Annotated in this window: 14 protein-coding genes; 6 read left to right on the forward strand and 8 right to left on the reverse strand. The window is 71.6% G+C overall.

Going from position 1 to position 15,929, the window contains the following annotated elements:
• Positions 1-288, forward strand: a complete 288-nt coding sequence (locus OWR29_RS08420) for a TRIC cation channel family protein (protein WP_267561989.1) — start codon at positions 1-3, stop codon at positions 286-288.
• A complete protein-coding gene (locus tag OWR29_RS08425) occupies positions 264-632 on the forward strand; it encodes a trimeric intracellular cation channel family protein (RefSeq protein ID WP_267561990.1) in 369 nt (122 codons plus the stop codon). The genes OWR29_RS08420 and OWR29_RS08425 overlap by 25 nt, the downstream gene beginning before the upstream one ends.
• Here OWR29_RS08425 and OWR29_RS08430 read toward each other — a convergent pair.
• The 5 genes from OWR29_RS08430 to OWR29_RS08450 all read right to left on the reverse strand — a co-directional run bounded on the left by OWR29_RS08430 (position 622) and on the right by OWR29_RS08450 (position 7,302).
• On the reverse strand, positions 622-2,619 hold the full coding sequence (locus tag OWR29_RS08430) for a M6 family metalloprotease domain-containing protein (RefSeq protein WP_267561991.1): 1,998 nt from the start codon (positions 2,617-2,619) through the stop codon (positions 622-624). The genes OWR29_RS08425 and OWR29_RS08430 overlap by 11 nt on opposite strands.
• 42 nt (positions 2,620-2,661) lie before the next feature.
• Complete coding sequence (locus OWR29_RS08435; RefSeq protein ID WP_267561992.1) at positions 2,662-3,042, reverse strand: hypothetical protein; 381 nt, start codon at positions 3,040-3,042, stop codon at positions 2,662-2,664.
• Positions 3,043-3,051: 9 nt separating this feature from the next.
• A complete protein-coding gene (locus OWR29_RS08440) occupies positions 3,052-5,307 on the reverse strand; it encodes an ATP-binding protein (RefSeq protein WP_267561993.1) in 2,256 nt (751 codons plus the stop codon).
• 145 nt (positions 5,308-5,452) lie between these two features.
• Positions 5,453-6,964: an FAD-dependent oxidoreductase gene (locus OWR29_RS08445; RefSeq protein ID WP_267561994.1), complete on the reverse strand. Its 1,512-nt coding sequence runs from the start codon at positions 6,962-6,964 to the stop codon at positions 5,453-5,455.
• A gap of 134 nt (positions 6,965-7,098) precedes the next feature.
• On the reverse strand, positions 7,099-7,302 hold the full coding sequence (locus tag OWR29_RS08450; RefSeq protein ID WP_267561995.1) for a cold-shock protein: 204 nt from the start codon (positions 7,300-7,302) through the stop codon (positions 7,099-7,101).
• Positions 7,303-7,606: 304 nt separating this feature from the next.
• Here OWR29_RS08450 and OWR29_RS08455 point away from each other — a divergent pair, with 304 nt between their 5' ends.
• Positions 7,607-8,284 (forward strand): DivIVA domain-containing protein, encoded by a 678-nt coding sequence (locus OWR29_RS08455; protein ID WP_267561996.1) that lies wholly within the window; start codon positions 7,607-7,609, stop codon positions 8,282-8,284.
• 20 nt (positions 8,285-8,304) lie between these two features.
• Here OWR29_RS08455 and OWR29_RS08460 read toward each other — a convergent pair whose 3' ends face one another.
• Positions 8,305-9,888: a peptide chain release factor 3 gene (locus tag OWR29_RS08460; protein WP_267561997.1), complete on the reverse strand. Its 1,584-nt coding sequence runs from the start codon at positions 9,886-9,888 to the stop codon at positions 8,305-8,307.
• Between the two features lie 58 nt (positions 9,889-9,946).
• On the opposite strand from OWR29_RS08460, the gene pdxY reads away from it, so the two are divergent.
• Positions 9,947-10,798 (forward strand): pyridoxal kinase PdxY, encoded by an 852-nt coding sequence (gene pdxY / locus OWR29_RS08465; protein ID WP_267561998.1) that lies wholly within the window; start codon positions 9,947-9,949, stop codon positions 10,796-10,798.
• A 1-nt stretch (position 10,799) separates the two neighbouring features.
• Here the strand turns inward: pdxY and OWR29_RS08470 are convergent, their stop codons facing one another.
• Together OWR29_RS08470 and OWR29_RS08475 are read right to left on the reverse strand one after the other, a co-directional pair.
• Positions 10,800-11,459, reverse strand: a complete 660-nt coding sequence (locus OWR29_RS08470; protein ID WP_267561999.1) for a response regulator — start codon at positions 11,457-11,459, stop codon at positions 10,800-10,802.
• Positions 11,456-12,748: a sensor histidine kinase gene (locus OWR29_RS08475; RefSeq protein WP_267562000.1), complete on the reverse strand. Its 1,293-nt coding sequence runs from the start codon at positions 12,746-12,748 to the stop codon at positions 11,456-11,458. Before OWR29_RS08475 ends, OWR29_RS08470 begins: the two co-directional genes overlap by 4 nt.
• A gap of 132 nt (positions 12,749-12,880) precedes the next feature.
• Here OWR29_RS08475 and OWR29_RS08480 point away from each other — a divergent pair, with 132 nt between their 5' ends.
• On the forward strand, positions 12,881-13,573 hold the full coding sequence (locus OWR29_RS08480) for an ABC transporter ATP-binding protein (RefSeq protein ID WP_267562002.1): 693 nt from the start codon (positions 12,881-12,883) through the stop codon (positions 13,571-13,573).
• Complete coding sequence (locus tag OWR29_RS08485; RefSeq protein ID WP_267562003.1) at positions 13,570-15,852, forward strand: ABC transporter permease; 2,283 nt, start codon at positions 13,570-13,572, stop codon at positions 15,850-15,852. Before OWR29_RS08480 ends, OWR29_RS08485 begins: the two co-directional genes overlap by 4 nt.
• Positions 15,853-15,929: the final 77 nt, after the last annotated feature.

The raw sequence follows: 15,929 nt of genomic DNA on the forward strand, positions 1-15,929 counted from the left end.
ATGTCCGGCCCGCCGTTTCAGGTAGCGCTGTGGATCGAATTAACGGCCGCGGCGCTCGGCGGCCTTCAGGGCGCTCTGTTCGCGGCCGGTGAGAGGCGTGGCCGCATCGACGTGCTCGGCGTCGTCGTCATCGGGCTCGCCGTCGCGCTCGGCGGAAGCGTGCTGCGCGACATCGTGCTCGATCAGCGGCCCGTCGTCATCTGGAAGAACTGGTATCTGCTGGTGGCGGCGGCCGCGGCCGTCCTCGGGCTGTTGCTGCGGCGGTGCTCACGCGGGCCGACTCGCTGATCCTCGTGCTCGACGCGGTCGTCATGGGACTGTTCGGCGCGATCGGGGCCTCGAAGGCGCTGTCGCTCGGCGTCGGTGAGGCCGGCGCCCTGGTCGTCGGCGTGATCGGGGCCATCGGCGGCGGCATGCTGCGCGACGTCATCCTGAACCGGCCGATCTCCTTCCTGCACGTCGGCACCCTCTACGCCGTGGCCGCCGGAACTGGGGCCGGGGTGTTCGTTCTGCTCATCGCACTGGGCACGCCGGTCGCGATCGCGGGTCTCGTCTGCGTGGGTGTGACGACGTCCGTACGGCTGGCGGCCGTCCGCTTCGGGTGGACCTTTCCGGCGGCGGTCAAGCTCTGACAGCTGTGCATGATGTGGTGGCTCGGGCGGCGGGGTTGCTCTCCGACGTCAGGGTCACCGTCGCGCGGCGGGTGTTCTTCAGCCAGACCTCGGCGGTGGCGGTGCGGCCGGGCTGGACGCCGATGACCGTACGGGGGAGCGTCGCGCCGGGGGCGGTGATCCGGAAGACGTCGGCCGCGCGGCCGGTGTTGCGGACCGGGATCGTGCAGCGCGACCAGCCGGAGCGGTCGGGGCGGGCGAGCGCCGGGTACGCCTTGACGCCGCGGGTGGAGGGGCCGGCGCCGTCCAGAGAGCGGACTGCTACGTCGTACGAGAGAATGCCTTTGCTGTTCCGGTGCCGGTTCAGGACGTAGAAGTGCAGGCGGTTGGCGGTGTCGACGTACTCGAATTCGCTTCCGGAGTTCGTGCCGGCGTGCAAGAGAGCGTCGGACAGCTGGCGGTAGTCGCCGATCGTCATCATCTGCGGGGTGCCGTCGGGCCGGACGAAATCGACCTTGTCGATGTCCTGCGGATTGGCGTCGATCGTCCAGATGAACGGCGCCGCGTCGGCATTCTTCGTCTTGGCCAGCAGCACGCCGGAATCGGGCGTGAACGAGTCGAAGCCCATGCGGTCGACGACCTCGAGCGTGTAATTGTCGTAGCCGCCGCCGTCACACAGCGGATCGGTCGCGGCGTCGCAGGCGGGTGAACGGTCGCCGCCGTCGAGCGTCACGTTGATGCCCGAAAGGCCCTGGTCGACCGCCCGGGCCGTCACCCGGGTGACGACCACGCCCGAATCGGCCAGCGCGGCCCGGGAAAGCCGGAGGACGTCGCCGGCGATGCCCAGCTTCATCTTGTTGCGCAGCATGTGCTGGGCGCCCATCGAAGAACCGGCCGTGCCGGGAATGAGCCAGCGGCTGTGCGGGCCACCGGGACCGTTGAACGTGCCCCGGCTGAGCATTTCCCACGGGCCGCTGTAATCGCGGCGGGCCGGGACGCTGTACGGGTTGTTGTAGTTGTCGCCGACGCCCAGGATATGGCTGAATTCGTGCGCGTACGTGGACATGCCCGAGCTCTCGGCCTGCAGTGAGCTGCCCTGCGACGCGTTGGGCCAGATGGCGGCCGACGCCTGCCACGAGGTCCATTCGACGTACCGGGTGGCGTTCCAGTTCGGCAGCGCGTCGTCCGGCGGGCCGAAGTCGTCGGTCACGTCCTCTTTGGTGGTGAACTTCATCTGGCCGAATTCCTGCCAGGTGGCCGACTCGTCCTGCCCGGCGGAAAGGAAGAAGACGAAGTCGTACTTGGCGGCCTCGGTCTCACCCACGGCGGCGATCCAAGCCGCTCGCGCGTCGGTGCGCAGATTGCGATTGCAGGTGTCACCGGCCGGGCAGCCCTGACCGCGCTGCATCTGCGCCTCGATGCCGTATTCGTGACTGTCGGCAGGCATCTGATAGACGCCGAACGCGCTCAGGTCGATGCCGAACCGCCCGTTCGAATCCTCCATCCAGTATTCGTGAATGGTGTGGCCGCGGTTGAGCTCGCCCGGCTGGTTGAGAAAGTCGCGGTAGAACCGCGGCGCGTCGGCGCGAGCCAGATTTTGGACGCCGGACGGGTTGCCGAAAATGGTGGAGTTCGCGGGCTGCGTCACGACGAACGGCTGATTCGGATAGTCGACGAGCACGAGGGCGCCGTTGAAAGTGCGTTCCGACCCGCGTACGGCCGGGTCGGCCCAATTCGTGCCGGGCACCGCCCGGTAGTCGTCCCACGTCATCGTGTCGGGCAGCTCATAGCGCTGCGGATCGACCGGTTGCGGCCCGCTGCGCCCGCTGAGCGCGACCGCCTCGTCGACCTGCCACGGCTGGGTCTGCGGCCAGTGCCGCATGCGCCAGGGCGTATCGGGATCGACGTCACCACCCGGCGCGGCCGACGCCGGCGAGGCACTGAAGGCGCCGGCCAGGGCCAGCACCACGATGGACGTTGCCGAGACCAGGCGCCGCGCACTCGTCATCCCGCCATCTTGGCAATGTCATCGACAAACCTCAATGGTTGGTCAGTCCGTGCGGCGGGCCGCCTCGCGGTCCTCCTCGGCCTGGGTCCGGTGGGTGGCGGCGCTGCGGCGGTGGGTTTCCGGGTCGATGCCGGAGCGGGCCGCGTCCTCGTGGGCCGCGGCGGCCCGGTCGTGGGCGGCCGCGGCGGCTTCGTGGGCTTCCCGGGCCCGGGCGGCGGCATAGTCGACGGCCTGGCGGGAATGCTCGGCCCGGGCCTGCGCGGTGGCGCTCTGCTCCTCGGTCGAGCCCGTCGTGCGGCCGGTCTCGTCGTCCAGGGCGAGCCGGCGCTCCTCCAGCTCGGCCGCGCGGTGGCCGGCCTCCTGGGCGCGTTTGTGGGCCTGCGACCGCCGGTCGGCCGCCCAGTCGGAGGCGTTTTCGCTCATCTCGTCAGGCTAACTCCGGGTGCGGAGCTTCACGCGTACCGATTCGGCCGACTCGAGCTCGAGCCTCGTCCGGATGTCGAGGGATTCGGTCCAGGCCGTGCGGGCGGCGTCCCGCTTACCCGCCTCGTGGTGGGTGTCGCCGAGGCGCTCGAGGGCGTCGGCCGTCATGGAGGCGTAGCCGAGCCGGCGGAAGGCGTCGATGGCCCGTTCGTAGTGGTCGACGGCCTGCTCGTAGTCGTGCCGGTGCTGGTGGGCGTAGCCGAGGCTGTCCAGGGTGAAGGCGATGTTCTCCTCGTCGCCCCAGCGGGTGTTGATGGCCAGCGCCTCCCGGCAGAAGGTCAGGGCCGCGTCCTGGTCGCCCAGCAGCGCGTGGAACCAGCCGACCGTGTTGAGCGCCCGGGCCGTCCGCAGCTCGACGGACTCGGTGGCGGCCCCGGCCGACCGGGTCGCCGCCAGGGCGCGCTCGGCGTGCTGCAGGGCCTCTTCCAGGTTGCCTTCACGTTCGGCGTGCATCGAGAGGTCGAGGTGGACGTCGGCCACGCCGCATTGGTCGCCGATACCGTCGAACAGCGCCAGCGCCTCGCGGGCCTGGGCCGATCCCTCGGCCGGGCGTCCGAGGCGGCGGTAGGCCTCGCCGAGCCGGCGGTGCGTGTAGGCCAGGACGCCGGGGCGGTCGAGGTGCCGGGCCGCGGTGACGGCGGCCTGCCAGGTGGCCACCTGGTCGTGCAGGTGCCACTGGCGGTAGTGGAAGGTGTCCAGACCCCAGGCCAGTTGCCAGGCGTACGTGTGCAGGCCGGCCCCGGCGGCATGGGCGGCCGCGGCCAGCAGGTTGGCGTGCTCGGTGGTCAGCCAGGCCATGGCCGCGTCGTGCCCGGCGATCGGCGCTGCCTCGACCCCGTCCGGCCGCGGCTCGAGCGGCACCGCGATGGCGTCCAGGTTCGGGTAGACCAGCCGGTTGGCCGTGCAGGCGGTGTGCACGTAGTGGGCGATCAGCCGGGACAACGCCTCGCCTGCCTCCTCGGGCGAGACGAGCTCGGCCGCGTACGCGCGGAGCAGGTCGTGCTGGCTGAACCGGCCCGGCCGGTGTTCGGTGACCAGGCTGGCCCGGGTCAGCTCCGCGAGCAGTCGGCGCGTCGCGGCCACCGGGGCGCCGGCCAGGGCGGCGGCCGCCACGGTGGACAGGTCGGCGCCGGGATGCCGGCCCAGCAGCCGGAACAGCCGCGCCGCGGGTGGGGTGAGGGTCGCGTACGACCACGAGAAGATGGTGCGGACGTCGCTGAGCGGGTCGCCGGTGTCCAGGGCGTTGAGCCGGCCCGCCTCGGTCAGATCGGCCACCAGGGCGGCCAGCGGGAACCCGGACTGCTGGGCCCGGGCGGCGGCGATGCTCAGCGCGAGCGGCAACCCCGCGCAGGCGGCGACGATCTCGGGCACGGCCCCCGGCTCGGCGTCCACGCGCTCGATGCCGAGGCGGTCGTTCAGCAGATCGCGGGATTCCCGGGGGCTCAGCGCGCCGAGGTTCAGCGGGTGGGCGCCGTCGGTGGCGAGCAGGCCGGTGAGCTGGTTGCGGCTGGTCACCAGGACGAGGGCGGTGGGGCTGCCGGGCAGCAGGGCCCGCACCTGCTCGGCGTCGCGGGCGTTGTCGAGCACGACCAGGACGCGACGGCCGGCGAGCAGGCTGCGGTAGCGGGCGGCCTGCGCGTCCGGACTGGCCGGGATCTGGCCGGGTGCGACGCCCAGCGCGTCCAGGAAGCCGCGGATGGCGTCGGCCGGATCCATGACCCGCCCGGACGGGTCGAAGCCGCGCAGGTTGACGTAGAGCTGACCGTCGGGGAACTGCGCGGCGACCCGGTGGGCCCAGTGCACCGCGAGCGACGTCTTGCCGATGCCGGCCATGCCCGACAACGCCGAGATCACGGCCACCGCCGGTCGCGTCCCCGAGCCGGCCAGCAGGGCGTCCAGCCGGGCCAGCTCGTCGGCCCGGCCGGTGAAGGAATGCACGTCGGGCGGCAGCTGCGTCGCCGGCCGGGCCGCCGGTGCGACCTCGTCGGCGCCCTGGCAGAACGAGTCCCGGGCGTCGCCGGTCAGTCCGAAGGCGTCGGCCAGCAGGCGGACCGTGGCCGGGCGGGGCTGACTGATACGGCCCGCCTCGACCTTGCCGATCGTGCTGATGCTGACGCCGATCCGCTCGGCCAGATCTTCCTGCGACAGACCCAGCCGCCGCCGGTGCGCCCGGACGGCGAGCCCGAACCCCGATCCTCCGGTCACCGGGGCCATAGTACCGATGAGTTACCGGTGAAGTCCCTGGTGCGCCCGCGGCCCGCCTGCCAGGGTCGAACAGTGATCCGGCTGGATGTCTCCAGCTGAAAACGGGGGGCTGTGACGAACCACAAAGGAGTGGGGCGTCATCGCTTCAGGCCCGTCCGGCCAGCAGTCCGCGGGGCGGGACTGAATAGATCTGCACCGGGCGGATGCCGTGCCGGCCCAGGATCGCGTTGACGGCCGTCGCCGCCGAGGCGGCCGAGCGTTCCATGAGGGCGCACGGGAACGGCATCCGCACCCAGTCCCCGGCCAGGTGCAGGCCGTCCGCGCCGGTGTGCACGCCGGGGCGGGTGGCATCGCTGCCCACCCCGAACGACGGCGCGTCGTAGCCGATCCGGCTGTCGCTGTCGACCGTGCGCAGATCGGCTGCTTCCGGCCAGACACCGGTGAGTTGCGACCACATCTCTTTGTCGGCCGTGCCCACGTCCAAGCCGGCGTCCGCGGCGTAGGCGTGCAACTCGACGACGGCGCCGCCGGTGCGCCGCGCCCACTGCGCCGCGCCGCGCTCGGCCCGGTGGAACAGGCTGATCGAGTCGAGCAGCGGCTCGCGGGCCACACTGTTGAAGATCGCGCGTTCCGGTGCGACGTCGCGGTCGGTCCAGAACCGGCTCACCGCGTACGGCGCCGTCGTCCCCACCGTCGCCATCTCGCTCACCAGGCGGGCGGGCAGGCCGTGCGAGGCAGCGACGATGCTGCGCGCGGCGGCCGGATCGGTGGCCAGCACGACGTGGTCGGCCCGCAGCGGAGCGCCCCCGGCCGGCGTGACGGTCCAGCCCGGCTCGATCCGGTCGACGGTCACACCCGTACGGATATCGGCCCCGAGCGCCCGCAGGCGGTCGGCCAGCGGGGTCCAGATGGCCGTCTCGTAGTCGTCGTCCGGTGCGTCGAAGCTCAGGCCCTCGGCGTTGCGCAGGAAGTAGAAGTGGAACTGCATGATCATCTCGGCCGCCGACATCTCGGCCGCGGGATTGAAGAACGAGTGGGCGAAGATGTCGAACAGCAGCGCCCGGGCCCGGTCCGGCATGGCCAGCCGGTCGAGGAAGTCCGCCGCCGGCAGCTCGTCGAACTCGGCGTACGTCCGGGCCCGCGAATACCGCAGCAGGGCCAGCGAGGCCGGTCCGTCGACGTCGCGCATCTCGCGCAGCCGCAGGCTGGGGGAGCGGGCCATGAGCGCGAGCAGACTCCACGGCGGCCGGCCGGGCAGGCCGCCGAAGTCCTCGTCCGGCCATTCCCGCGACACCACCGGGTAGCGCTGCGCCGGGCGCAGGAACGACAGGGACGGATCGACGCGGCGCAGGATGTTCCGCCAGTTGTAGTACTGCCGGAAGAACGCGTGGAAACCGTGGCCGACCATCTGGCGGGAACCGTCGGCCAGCTGCTTCGGCCACGCCGAGAGTCGTCCGCCGAGCTGCTCGTCGCGTTCGAGGACGGTGACCGTGACGCCGCGCTCGGCCAGCAGCAGGGCCGCGGTCATGCCCGCGATGCCGCCGCCAACCACCACCACCCGCACCGGTTCCTCGGCGCGGGGTGGCAGGCGCAGGTCGATGCGGGTGCGCCGGTGCGCATGGCGGCTGACCGTTCCGGAACGGCGGGTGGCTGACATGTCTGCTGAAGTTCCCGATCACCGATGGCCCAACCATGACAGCCTGTCATGCCGGCGAATCGGAGAAGGCAGTGACGGAAAACAGCCGAACGGCGGCTCGCTGAACCAGTCGAGCCGCCGCAGTGAAGCGTGGATCAGATTACGCGGATGTTCGAAGCCTGCGGGCCTTTCGCGCCCTGTGTGATATCGAACTCCACTCGCTGATTCTCGTCGAGGCTGCGGTAGCCGTCGGCCGTGATCGCCGAGAAATGAGCGAAAACGTCGGCGCCACCGTCGTCCTGGGTGATGAAGCCGAAGCCCTTGTCGCCGTTGAACCACTTTACGGTGCCTGTAGCCATGTCTGCTCCTTCGCAGGCTGTCCGGGGTCGCCTGGTGCGGACCCGGGTCGCCGCCGCGTTGATCACCCGCGTCGGAGAACGACACGAAAACGAAAAGCGCCTGCGGGTCTCAGATAACCCTCAGGCGCCGAAAACGTCACTGGAAATCAAAACTGCAACCGGGCCACCGTAGCACAGAAATGGTGGGTCGATTTCCGGCCGTACTGCTGCAAATTAAAGGGGTTTGGCTCGTGCGACGGTGCGGCGGGCGCGTACAGTGGCCTCGCTTCCGCGACTCGTCCCCTCACCACACACGGGGAGCCCCATGCCTCTGACACGAGCTGACATCCACAACCGTGAATTCACGAAGTCCTCCCTGGGCCGGCGGGGCTATGACGAGGACGAGGTCGACACCCTGCTCGACGACGTCACCGGCGAGATGATCAGGCTGCTGGAGGAGAACGAGGCCCTGCGGGGCCGGCTGGGCGACACCGGAGCGGCCCGCCGGCGGGAAGCACCCGGAGGAGCCGTCCAAGAAGAGTTGTCCGCCGTGACCGCCGCCCTCGACCGCGCGAACCAGGCGTGCGGACACGCCGAACAACAGGCCCGGCTCGTCCGGCGGCAGCTCGACGAGGCGCACCGGTCCGCTGCCGCGGCACCGTCCACCGAGCACGAGCAGGCGACTCCCGGCGCCGTTGTGGCGATGGCGCGGCGGGGAGCTGACACCTACCTGCGCGAGGCTCACGAGAAGTCGCGGCTGCTGCTGGCCGAAGCGCACGAGCAGGCCGAGCGAACGGGTGCCGAGGCGAGGCGGCGCGCCCACACCCTCGACCTGGACGCGCGCCGTCACCATGACGAGGCGATCGCCGGACTCGAGACCCACCGGGCCGACCTGCTGCAAGAGATGGACGAGCTGACGAGGTTCGCCGGCGACTACCATGCCGCTCTGCAAGGCCATCTGCAGCGCCAGGAGCAGCTCATCAACGGCACGCCCGGGCCGTAGTCCGAACGCGCGGCCTTCGATCAGGCGTCGAGGCGGAGGTCGGGGTGGCGGCCGGCCACCGTGCGCATGCGCCAGCGGTGGGGGAACAAGGCGAGCAGGGCGCCGTCGCGTACGCGGGTCATGACCTCGACGTTCGACTCGGAGCGCAGGATCTCCCGGCCGGCCGCGTCGGTGCGGGCAGCTGTCTCGTACGGCAAATGGTCGAGTTGCACCTGCACGCCGAACTCCGCCTCGAGGCGATACGTCGCGACCTCGAACTGCATCGGCCCCACGGCGGCCAGCACCGGCGACTGGTCGCCGCGCTGCTCGGAGCGCAGCACCTGCACCACGCCCTCGCCGTCGAGCTGCTCGATGCCGCGCCGGAAGCGCTTGAAGGCCGACGTGTCGTTGGTGCGCACGACGGCGAAGTGCTCCGGCGGGAACGACGGCAGCGGCGGGAACTGCACCGGAGAGCCGGTGTAGAGGGTGTCGCCGATGCCGAGCGCGGTCGCGTTGACCAGGCCGACCACGTCGCCCGGGAAGGCCTCGTCGATGGTGTCGCGGCCCTGCCCGAAGATCTGCTGGGCGTACTTGGTGGTGAACGGCTTGCCCGTGCCGGCCTGCTTGACGACCATGCCGCGCTCGAACCGGCCGGAACAGATGCGCATGAACGCCACCTGGTCGCGGTGGGCCTTGTTCATGTTGGCCTGGATCTTGAAGACGAACCCGGAGAACTCGCCGTCGACCGGCTGATCGGGGCCGGCCGCGGTGGGCCGGGCCTCGGCCGGCGGGGCCAGTTCGACCAGCACGTTCAGCAGCTGCCGGACGCCGAGGTTGGCCACCGCCGCGCCGAACAGCACCGGCGTGCTCTTCGCAGCCAGGAACGAATCCTGGTCGTGGTCGGCGCCGGTCATCGTGAGCAGGTCGAGCTCCTCGGTCGCGGTGGCCCAGTCGGCGCCGTACCGCTCGGCCGCCTCGGCCGCGTCCATCTCTTCCTCGATGGCCAGGCCGGCGCCGCCGGGGGAGCGTTCCATCCGGGTGAACACGCCGGTGCGGCGGTCGATCACGCCGTGGAAGTGCCCGGCGATGCCCACCGGCCAGGTCAGCGGGGTCGGCTTGAGCCCGATCCGCTCCTCGATCTCGTCCAGCAGGGCCAGGGCGTCGTGACCGGGCCGGTCCCACTTGTTGATGAACGTCATCACCGGGATCTGGCGCTGCCGGCACACCTCGAACAGCTTCAGCGTCTGCGGTTCCAGCCCCTTGGCCGCGTCCAGCAGCATGACCGCGCTGTCGACGGCGGTCAGCACCCGATACGTGTCCTCGGAGAAGTCGGCGTGGCCGGGCGTGTCGAGCAGGTTGATCACGGTGTCGCGGTACGAGAACTGCAGCGCGGCCGAGGTGACCGAGATGCCGCGCTGCTGCTCCATGGCCATCCAGTCGGACACCACGCCCTTGCGGTCGCCCTTGCCGTGCACCGCGCCGGCCTGCCCGATCACCCGCGCGTGCAGCGCCAGCGCCTCGGTCATGGTCGACTTGCCGGCGTCCGGGTGCGAGATCACCGCGAACGTCCGCCGCCGGCCCGCTTCCCCCGCGACACCGCTCGGCGCCAGCACGTTCTGACTCACGTTCCGCTCCTCCACATCCCTGCCTTCAGCACGGTATCTCAGGGCCTAGGCTGGCAGCATGAAGGTCTTGTCCATCCAGTCGGCGGTTGCCTGGGGCCACGTCGGCAACTCGGCGGCGGTGTTCCCGCTGCAGCGTATCGGCGTCGAGGTCGTGCCGGTTCTCACGGTCAACTTCTCCAACCACACGGGCTACGGGGCCTGGCGGGGGCCGCTCATCCCGCCCGCCGATGTGGCGGACGTCCTACTCGGGGTGGAGGAGCGGGGCATCTTCCCGCGGATCGACGCCGTGCTCTCCGGCTACCAGGGCGGGGTGGGCATCGGCGACGTGATCATCGATGCCGTGCGGCGGGTGAAGGCGGCCAACCCGGCTGCCGTGTACGCGTGCGACCCCGTCATGGGCAACGCCAAGTCGGGCTGCTTCGTCGCGCCCGAGATTCCCGAGCTGCTGCGCGACCGGGTGGTGCCGGTGGCCGACATCATCACGCCCAACCAGTTCGAGCTGGGCTTCCTGACCGGCACCGAGCCGGCCGACATCCGGTCGACGCTCGAGTCGGCCGACCTGGCCCGGGCCATGGGCCCGTCGACCGTGCTGGTCACCAGCGTGGAACGGCCCGACCGGCCCGAGGGCACGATCGAGATGCTGGTCGTCGACAACAGCGGCGCCTGGCTGGTGAACACCCCGCACCTGCCGTTCAAGGCCAACGGCTCCGGCGACGTCACGGCGGCCCTGTTCACCGCCCACTACGTCGGCACCAAGGATGCGAAGGTGGCCCTCGAGCGTACGGCCTCGAGTGTCTTCGACCTGATCGAGACCACCTACAAGTCCGGCGAGCGCGAGCTTCAGCTGGTCGAGGCGCAGGAGTTCTACGCCCACCCGCAGATGCAGTTCACCGCCGAAAAGGTGCGCTGAGTCAGGGCGCGACCAGGCCGGTGCGGTAGGCGACGACGACGGCCTGGACGCGATCGCGCAGCGACAGCTTGGCCAGGATCCGGGCCACGTGGGTCTTCACCGTCGCCTCCGAGAGGTGCAGGCGGGCGGCCAGCTCGGCGTTGCTCAGGCCCTGGGCCAGCAGGGTCAGCACCTCGAGCTCGCGCGGGGTCAGGGCGGCCAGGTCGCGGTGCGGGGGTGGCGGCTCGGTGTCGTGCTGGGCGAAGCGTTGCACCAGGCGGCGGGTGATGGCCGGGGCCAGCAGCGCGTCGCCGGCGCGGACCAGGCGGACGGCGGCCGTGAGCTGTTCGGGGGTGACGTCCTTGAGCAGGAAGCCGCTGGCCCCGGCGGTCAGGGCCGCGTACACGTACTGGTCGAGGTCGAACGTGGTCAGCATGAGGACGCGGGGCGCCTCGGCCGGGCCGGTCAGGATGTGGCGGGTGGCGGTGAGGCCGTCCATGCCGGGCATGCGCACGTCCATCAGCACCACGTCGGGGCGGTGCTGCCGGGTGGCCTCGACGGCCTCGGAACCGTTGGTCGCCTCGGCCACCACCTCGATGCCGTCGGCGCTCAGGATCATCCGGAACCCGGCCCGGACCAGGGCCTGGTCGTCCGCGATGAGCACCCGCGGGGCCGTGGTCATGCCGCCTCCAGGGGGATCCAGGCCCGTACGCGATAACCGCCGGTCAGCCGGGGGCCGGCCTCCAGCGTTCCACCGTAGACGGACAGCCTTTCCCGCAAACCGATGAGCCCCCGCCCGCTTCCGGTCGGAGCGGAAGCGCCTGAGCGCCCGCCCGAGTCGGTCACCTCCACCCGTACGGAATCGCCGGCGTATTCGACCAGCACCCGCACCGAAGCGTCGGCCGCGTGTTTGACGGTGTTGGTCAGTGCCTCCTGCACCAGCCGGTAGACGGTCAGCTCGATGCCCGACGGCAACGGCCGGCGCTCGCCGCGCTCGACCAGCTCGACCTCGACCCCCGAGTCGCGCATCCGCCGGACCAGAGCGTCCAGCCCGTCCAGTCCGGGCTGCGGCGCCAGGTCGGTCCCGTGCTCCTCGGCGTCCATCGTGAGCAGGCCCATGACGTGGCGCAGCTCGGTCATCGCAGCCCGGCCGCCGGCCTCGACCGCCAGCAGGGCGGCCCGGGCGTCCTCGGGCGTGGAGTCCATGACCTTGCGGGCCGCGCCGGCCTGGATCACCATCACGCTCACGTTGTGGGTCACCACGTCGTGCAGCTCGCGCGCTATCCGGGCCCGTTCCACCTCGGTCGCCCGGCGCAGCGCCTCGATCTGCTCGTGCTCCATGGCCGACATGCGGGCCCGGCCGTCGTCGGCGTGCTTCTTCCACCGCCGCAACCCCTCGGCCGCGACCGCGATCGGCAGCAGGATCAGGAACGGCACCGCGCTGTCGGAGACCGAGCTGGCGTCCGACTGCAGCCCGGCGTGCAGCATCGCGGCCACGGGCAGACTGGCCAGAGCCGGGATTTTGTACGGGCTGAAGACCGCAGCGCTGTAGCCGGCGATCACACAGGCGAAGAAGGACAGTCGCAGGGCGGCCGGGTTGTCCTGCACCAGCACGGCCATCACCAGCACCGTCCACAGCACGGTCAGCGGATACCGGCGGCGGAACACCAGCGGCAGCACCACGAGCACGATCAGGACCACCGTCCACCCGGTGCCGTCGTCCTCGACCGGAAGGAAGGGCGGCCACACGGGATCCGGCGGCACGGGCGGCCGCGGCAGGCCGGGCAGGCTCGGCTCGAACTCGACGTGCCGCGGCGCCGGCCGGTCGTCGGAGCCGGAGTCGAGCGCGACCAGCCCCAGCCCGGCCGCGACGAGCAGGTCGAACAGCTGCCCCCGGCGCGACAGCGGGGGCAGCGGGCCGGCCGGACGGGCCAGCGACCGGATCGCGGCCCGCAGCCTGGTGAGCATCATCGGTCGATTCTCGCGGCCCCACCCGGCTCGGGACATCCACCCGCACGACTACATCGCAATGATGACGTCCGGCCCAAGATGCCTCGCGCTGCCGACGCGCCCGGATCGGGGGCGTCCCTAGCGTCAGCGGACATGACCACACCACTGATCGAACTGCAGGAAGTGACCCGGCGGTACGACGAGGGGCCGCCGGCGCTGAACGAGGTGTCGCTGAGCATCGCGCCCGGCGAGGCGGTGGCCGTGCTCGGCCCGTCCGGCAGCGGCAAGTCGACGATGCTCAACCTGATGGCCGGGCTGGACCGGCCGAGCGCGGGCACGGTCACCGTCGACGGGGTGAGGGTCGACCAGCTCGGCGAGGCGGCCTCGGCCAGGTACCGCCGGGCCCGGATCGGCCTGGTGTTCCAGTTCTTCAACCTGCTCGACGACCTCACCGTGGCCGGCAACGTCATGTTGCCGGCCCAGCTGGCCGGGATGAGCCGCGCGGTCGCCGAGCGCCGGGCCAGTGAACTGCTCGGCCGGCTCGGCGTCGACCGGCACGCCGACGCGTACCCGGGACGGCTCTCGGGCGGGGAGCGGCAGCGGGTCGCCGTGGCCCGCGCGCTGATGAACAAGCCGGCCCTGCTGCTGGCCGACGAGCCGACTGGGGCGCTCGACACCGCGGCCGGCGAGGACGTCATGCGGCTGCTGACCGAGCTGCACGCCGACGGCCAGACCGTCGTCCTGGTCACCCACGACCTGGTGCTGGCCGAGACGTGCGCGACCCGGACCGTCCAGCTGCTCGACGGCCGGATCGCCCGCGACAGCGCGATGGAGCTGCTGCGATGACCGGCCGGCGGCGCGTCCAGGCGGTCGTCATCGGCCTGGTCGTCATGATCGCGGTGACCTCGGCCGTGCTGGGCGGTTCGCTGATGGTGGCCTCGCAGGGGCCGTTCGACCGGGCCTTCGGCCAGCAGCAGGGGGCTCATCTGACCGCCCGGTTCGACGCCGGGGCGGTCACCCAGGCGCAGGTGGCGGCGACGGCGGGCGTGGCCGGGGTGACCGCGTCGGCCGGGCCGTTCGCGAGCGCGGAGCTCGAGGTGACCGACCCGATGGGCCACCAGGTGCCGCCGCTCACGATGGTGGGCCGGGCCGACCCGGGCGGCGCGGTCGACCGGGTCGTGCTCGACGAGGGGCGGTGGGCGACCGGGCCGGGGGAAATCGTGCTGGCCACCGGGGGCCGGTTGATGCTGCCGCCGAACATCGTCGGTGAGCAGTGGAAGGTGGCCGGGAAGCCGGCGACAGTGGTCGGGCTGGCCCGGTCGGTGAGCGAGACCGCCGGCGCCTGGACGACCCCGGGACAGCTCACCGAATGGATCGGGGCGGCCGGGCCACGTACGTACGAAATGCTTTACCGCTTCTCCTCGGCCGGCACGGCGGAGCAGGTCGGGAACGGCAAGAGCGCGATCGAGGCGAGCGTTCCCGCCGGTGCCCTGATGGGTGCCGTCTCCTGGCTGGACGTCCGCCGCGAGGCGATCCGCGACACGCTTCTGCTGGTGCCGTTCCTGATCGCGTTCGGGATGCTCGGCGTGGTGATGGCGGTGCTGATCATCGGCAACGTGATCGCCGGAGCGGTCTCCACCTCGACCCGCCGCATCGGCATCCTCAAGGCCCTCGGCTACACCCCGGCCCAGGTCGTGCGGACGTACGTGGGTCAGGCGCTTGTTCCGGCCACGGTCGGCGCGGCGTTCGGAGTCGTCGCCGGCAACCTGCTGACGATCCCCATCCTGGCTCAGACGAACCGCATTTACGGTACGAGTGACAGCGGCGTCTCACTCGTCGTCGATGTCCTCGTGGTCGGTGGCGCCCTGGCCGTCGTGGCGCTCACCGCCCTGGCCGCGGCGGCCCGGGCCGGCCGGCTGCGCAGCGTCGACGCGCTCGCCGTGGGCCGCACGCCCCGGCCCGGCCGGGGCCGTTGGGCGACCCGGATGACCAGCCGCTTGCCGTTCCCGCGGCCGGTGACGCTCGGCCTGGCCCACCCGTTCGCCCGGCCGGTGCGGGCGGTCAGCATCGTCGCCGCGATCGCGTTCGGCGCGGCCGCGGTCACCTTCGCCGTCGGGCTCGGCACGTCGCTCAACCGGGTGCAGGAGGTCGAGGACATCGCCGACGTCCAGGTGGGTCCCCTGCACCCGCCGGGCCCGGGGGAGCCGCTGCCCTTCACCGACCCGACCGCGGTCGAGAAGGTGATCACCGCTCAGGCCGGCACCGGCGGGTACATGGGCGTGGCCCGGGGCGAGATCACCGCGGCCGGGATCGCCGGCGAGCTCGACGCGGTCGGGGTCACCGGGCCCGACTCGGCCCGCTACTACCGGATGGTCTCGGGTCACTGGCTGACCGGGCCCGGGCAGATCGTCGTCTCGACGCCGTTCCTGACCGCGGCCGGCAAGGAGGTCGGCGACAGCATCACGCTGACCAGTGAGGGAACCAAGATCCCGGTCACGATCGCCGGCGAGGTGTTCAACACCGACAACGACGGCATGCAGGTCGTCACCGACATGGCCACCCTGCCCGGGGCCGAGCCGTCGACCTATTACGTCTCGGTGAGCCCGGGCACCGACACCGGGGCGTACACCCAAGCCTTGAAGGCGGCGCTGGAACCGGCGGGCGCGATGGCCGACACGCTCGACCACCAGCCCGACGAGATGGTGATCATCGTCAACACGCTGACCGGGCTGCTCAGCCTGCTGCTGATCGTCGTGGCCGGGCTCGGCGTGCTCAACACGATCGTGCTGGAGACCCGGGAACGCGTCCACGACCTCGGCGTGCACAAGGCGCTCGGGATGACCCCGCGGCAGACCACGCTCATGGTGGTGGCCTCGGTCGTCGTCACCGGGGTGATCGGAGGTGTGGCCGGCACGGCGGTCGGCGTGCTGCTGCAGCGCACGGTCATCACCCAGATGGCGGCAAGTGTCGGGTTCCGCCTGCCGAGTTCGGTGCTCGATGCGTACGGGTCAATCGAACTGGCCCTTCTCGGCCTGGCCGGGCTGGTCATCGCGGTGGCGGGCGCCCTGCTGCCGGCCGGTTGGGCTGCGAAGACCCGGGTTGCCGTGGCGCTGCGGACCGAATGAGCAGGCGTACACCTACGCGTCGCCTTCCGTTGAGACTGGCGACACAACGTAGCTGTACGCTCGCAACTTTCCCCCGG

This window comes from Paractinoplanes pyxinae (genome assembly GCF_026626335.1).
Taxonomy (GTDB): domain Bacteria; phylum Actinomycetota; class Actinomycetes; order Mycobacteriales; family Micromonosporaceae; genus Actinoplanes; species Actinoplanes pyxinae.

Excerpts from the sequence above, each read along its gene's own strand:
- OWR29_RS08470 (WP_267561999.1), bottom strand. The coding sequence starts at position 11,459 with ATGACCACGGCCCCGCGGGTGCTCATCGCGGACGACCAGGCCCTGGTC.
- OWR29_RS08450 (WP_267561995.1), bottom strand. The coding sequence starts at position 7,302 with ATGGCTACAGGCACCGTAAAGTGGTTCAACGGCGACAAGGGCTTCGGC.
- pdxY (WP_267561998.1), top strand. The coding sequence starts at position 9,947 with ATGAAGGTCTTGTCCATCCAGTCGGCGGTTGCCTGGGGCCACGTCGGC.
- OWR29_RS08430 (WP_267561991.1), bottom strand. The coding sequence starts at position 2,619 with ATGACGAGTGCGCGGCGCCTGGTCTCGGCAACGTCCATCGTGGTGCTG.
- OWR29_RS08480 (WP_267562002.1), top strand. The coding sequence starts at position 12,881 with ATGACCACACCACTGATCGAACTGCAGGAAGTGACCCGGCGGTACGAC.
- OWR29_RS08420 (WP_267561989.1), top strand. The coding sequence starts at position 1 with ATGTCCGGCCCGCCGTTTCAGGTAGCGCTGTGGATCGAATTAACGGCC.
- OWR29_RS08435 (WP_267561992.1), bottom strand. The coding sequence starts at position 3,042 with ATGAGCGAAAACGCCTCCGACTGGGCGGCCGACCGGCGGTCGCAGGCC.
- OWR29_RS08455 (WP_267561996.1), top strand. The coding sequence starts at position 7,607 with ATGCCTCTGACACGAGCTGACATCCACAACCGTGAATTCACGAAGTCC.
- OWR29_RS08485 (WP_267562003.1), top strand. The coding sequence starts at position 13,570 with ATGACCGGCCGGCGGCGCGTCCAGGCGGTCGTCATCGGCCTGGTCGTC.
- OWR29_RS08475 (WP_267562000.1), bottom strand. The coding sequence starts at position 12,748 with ATGATGCTCACCAGGCTGCGGGCCGCGATCCGGTCGCTGGCCCGTCCG.
- OWR29_RS08445 (WP_267561994.1), bottom strand. The coding sequence starts at position 6,964 with ATGTCAGCCACCCGCCGTTCCGGAACGGTCAGCCGCCATGCGCACCGG.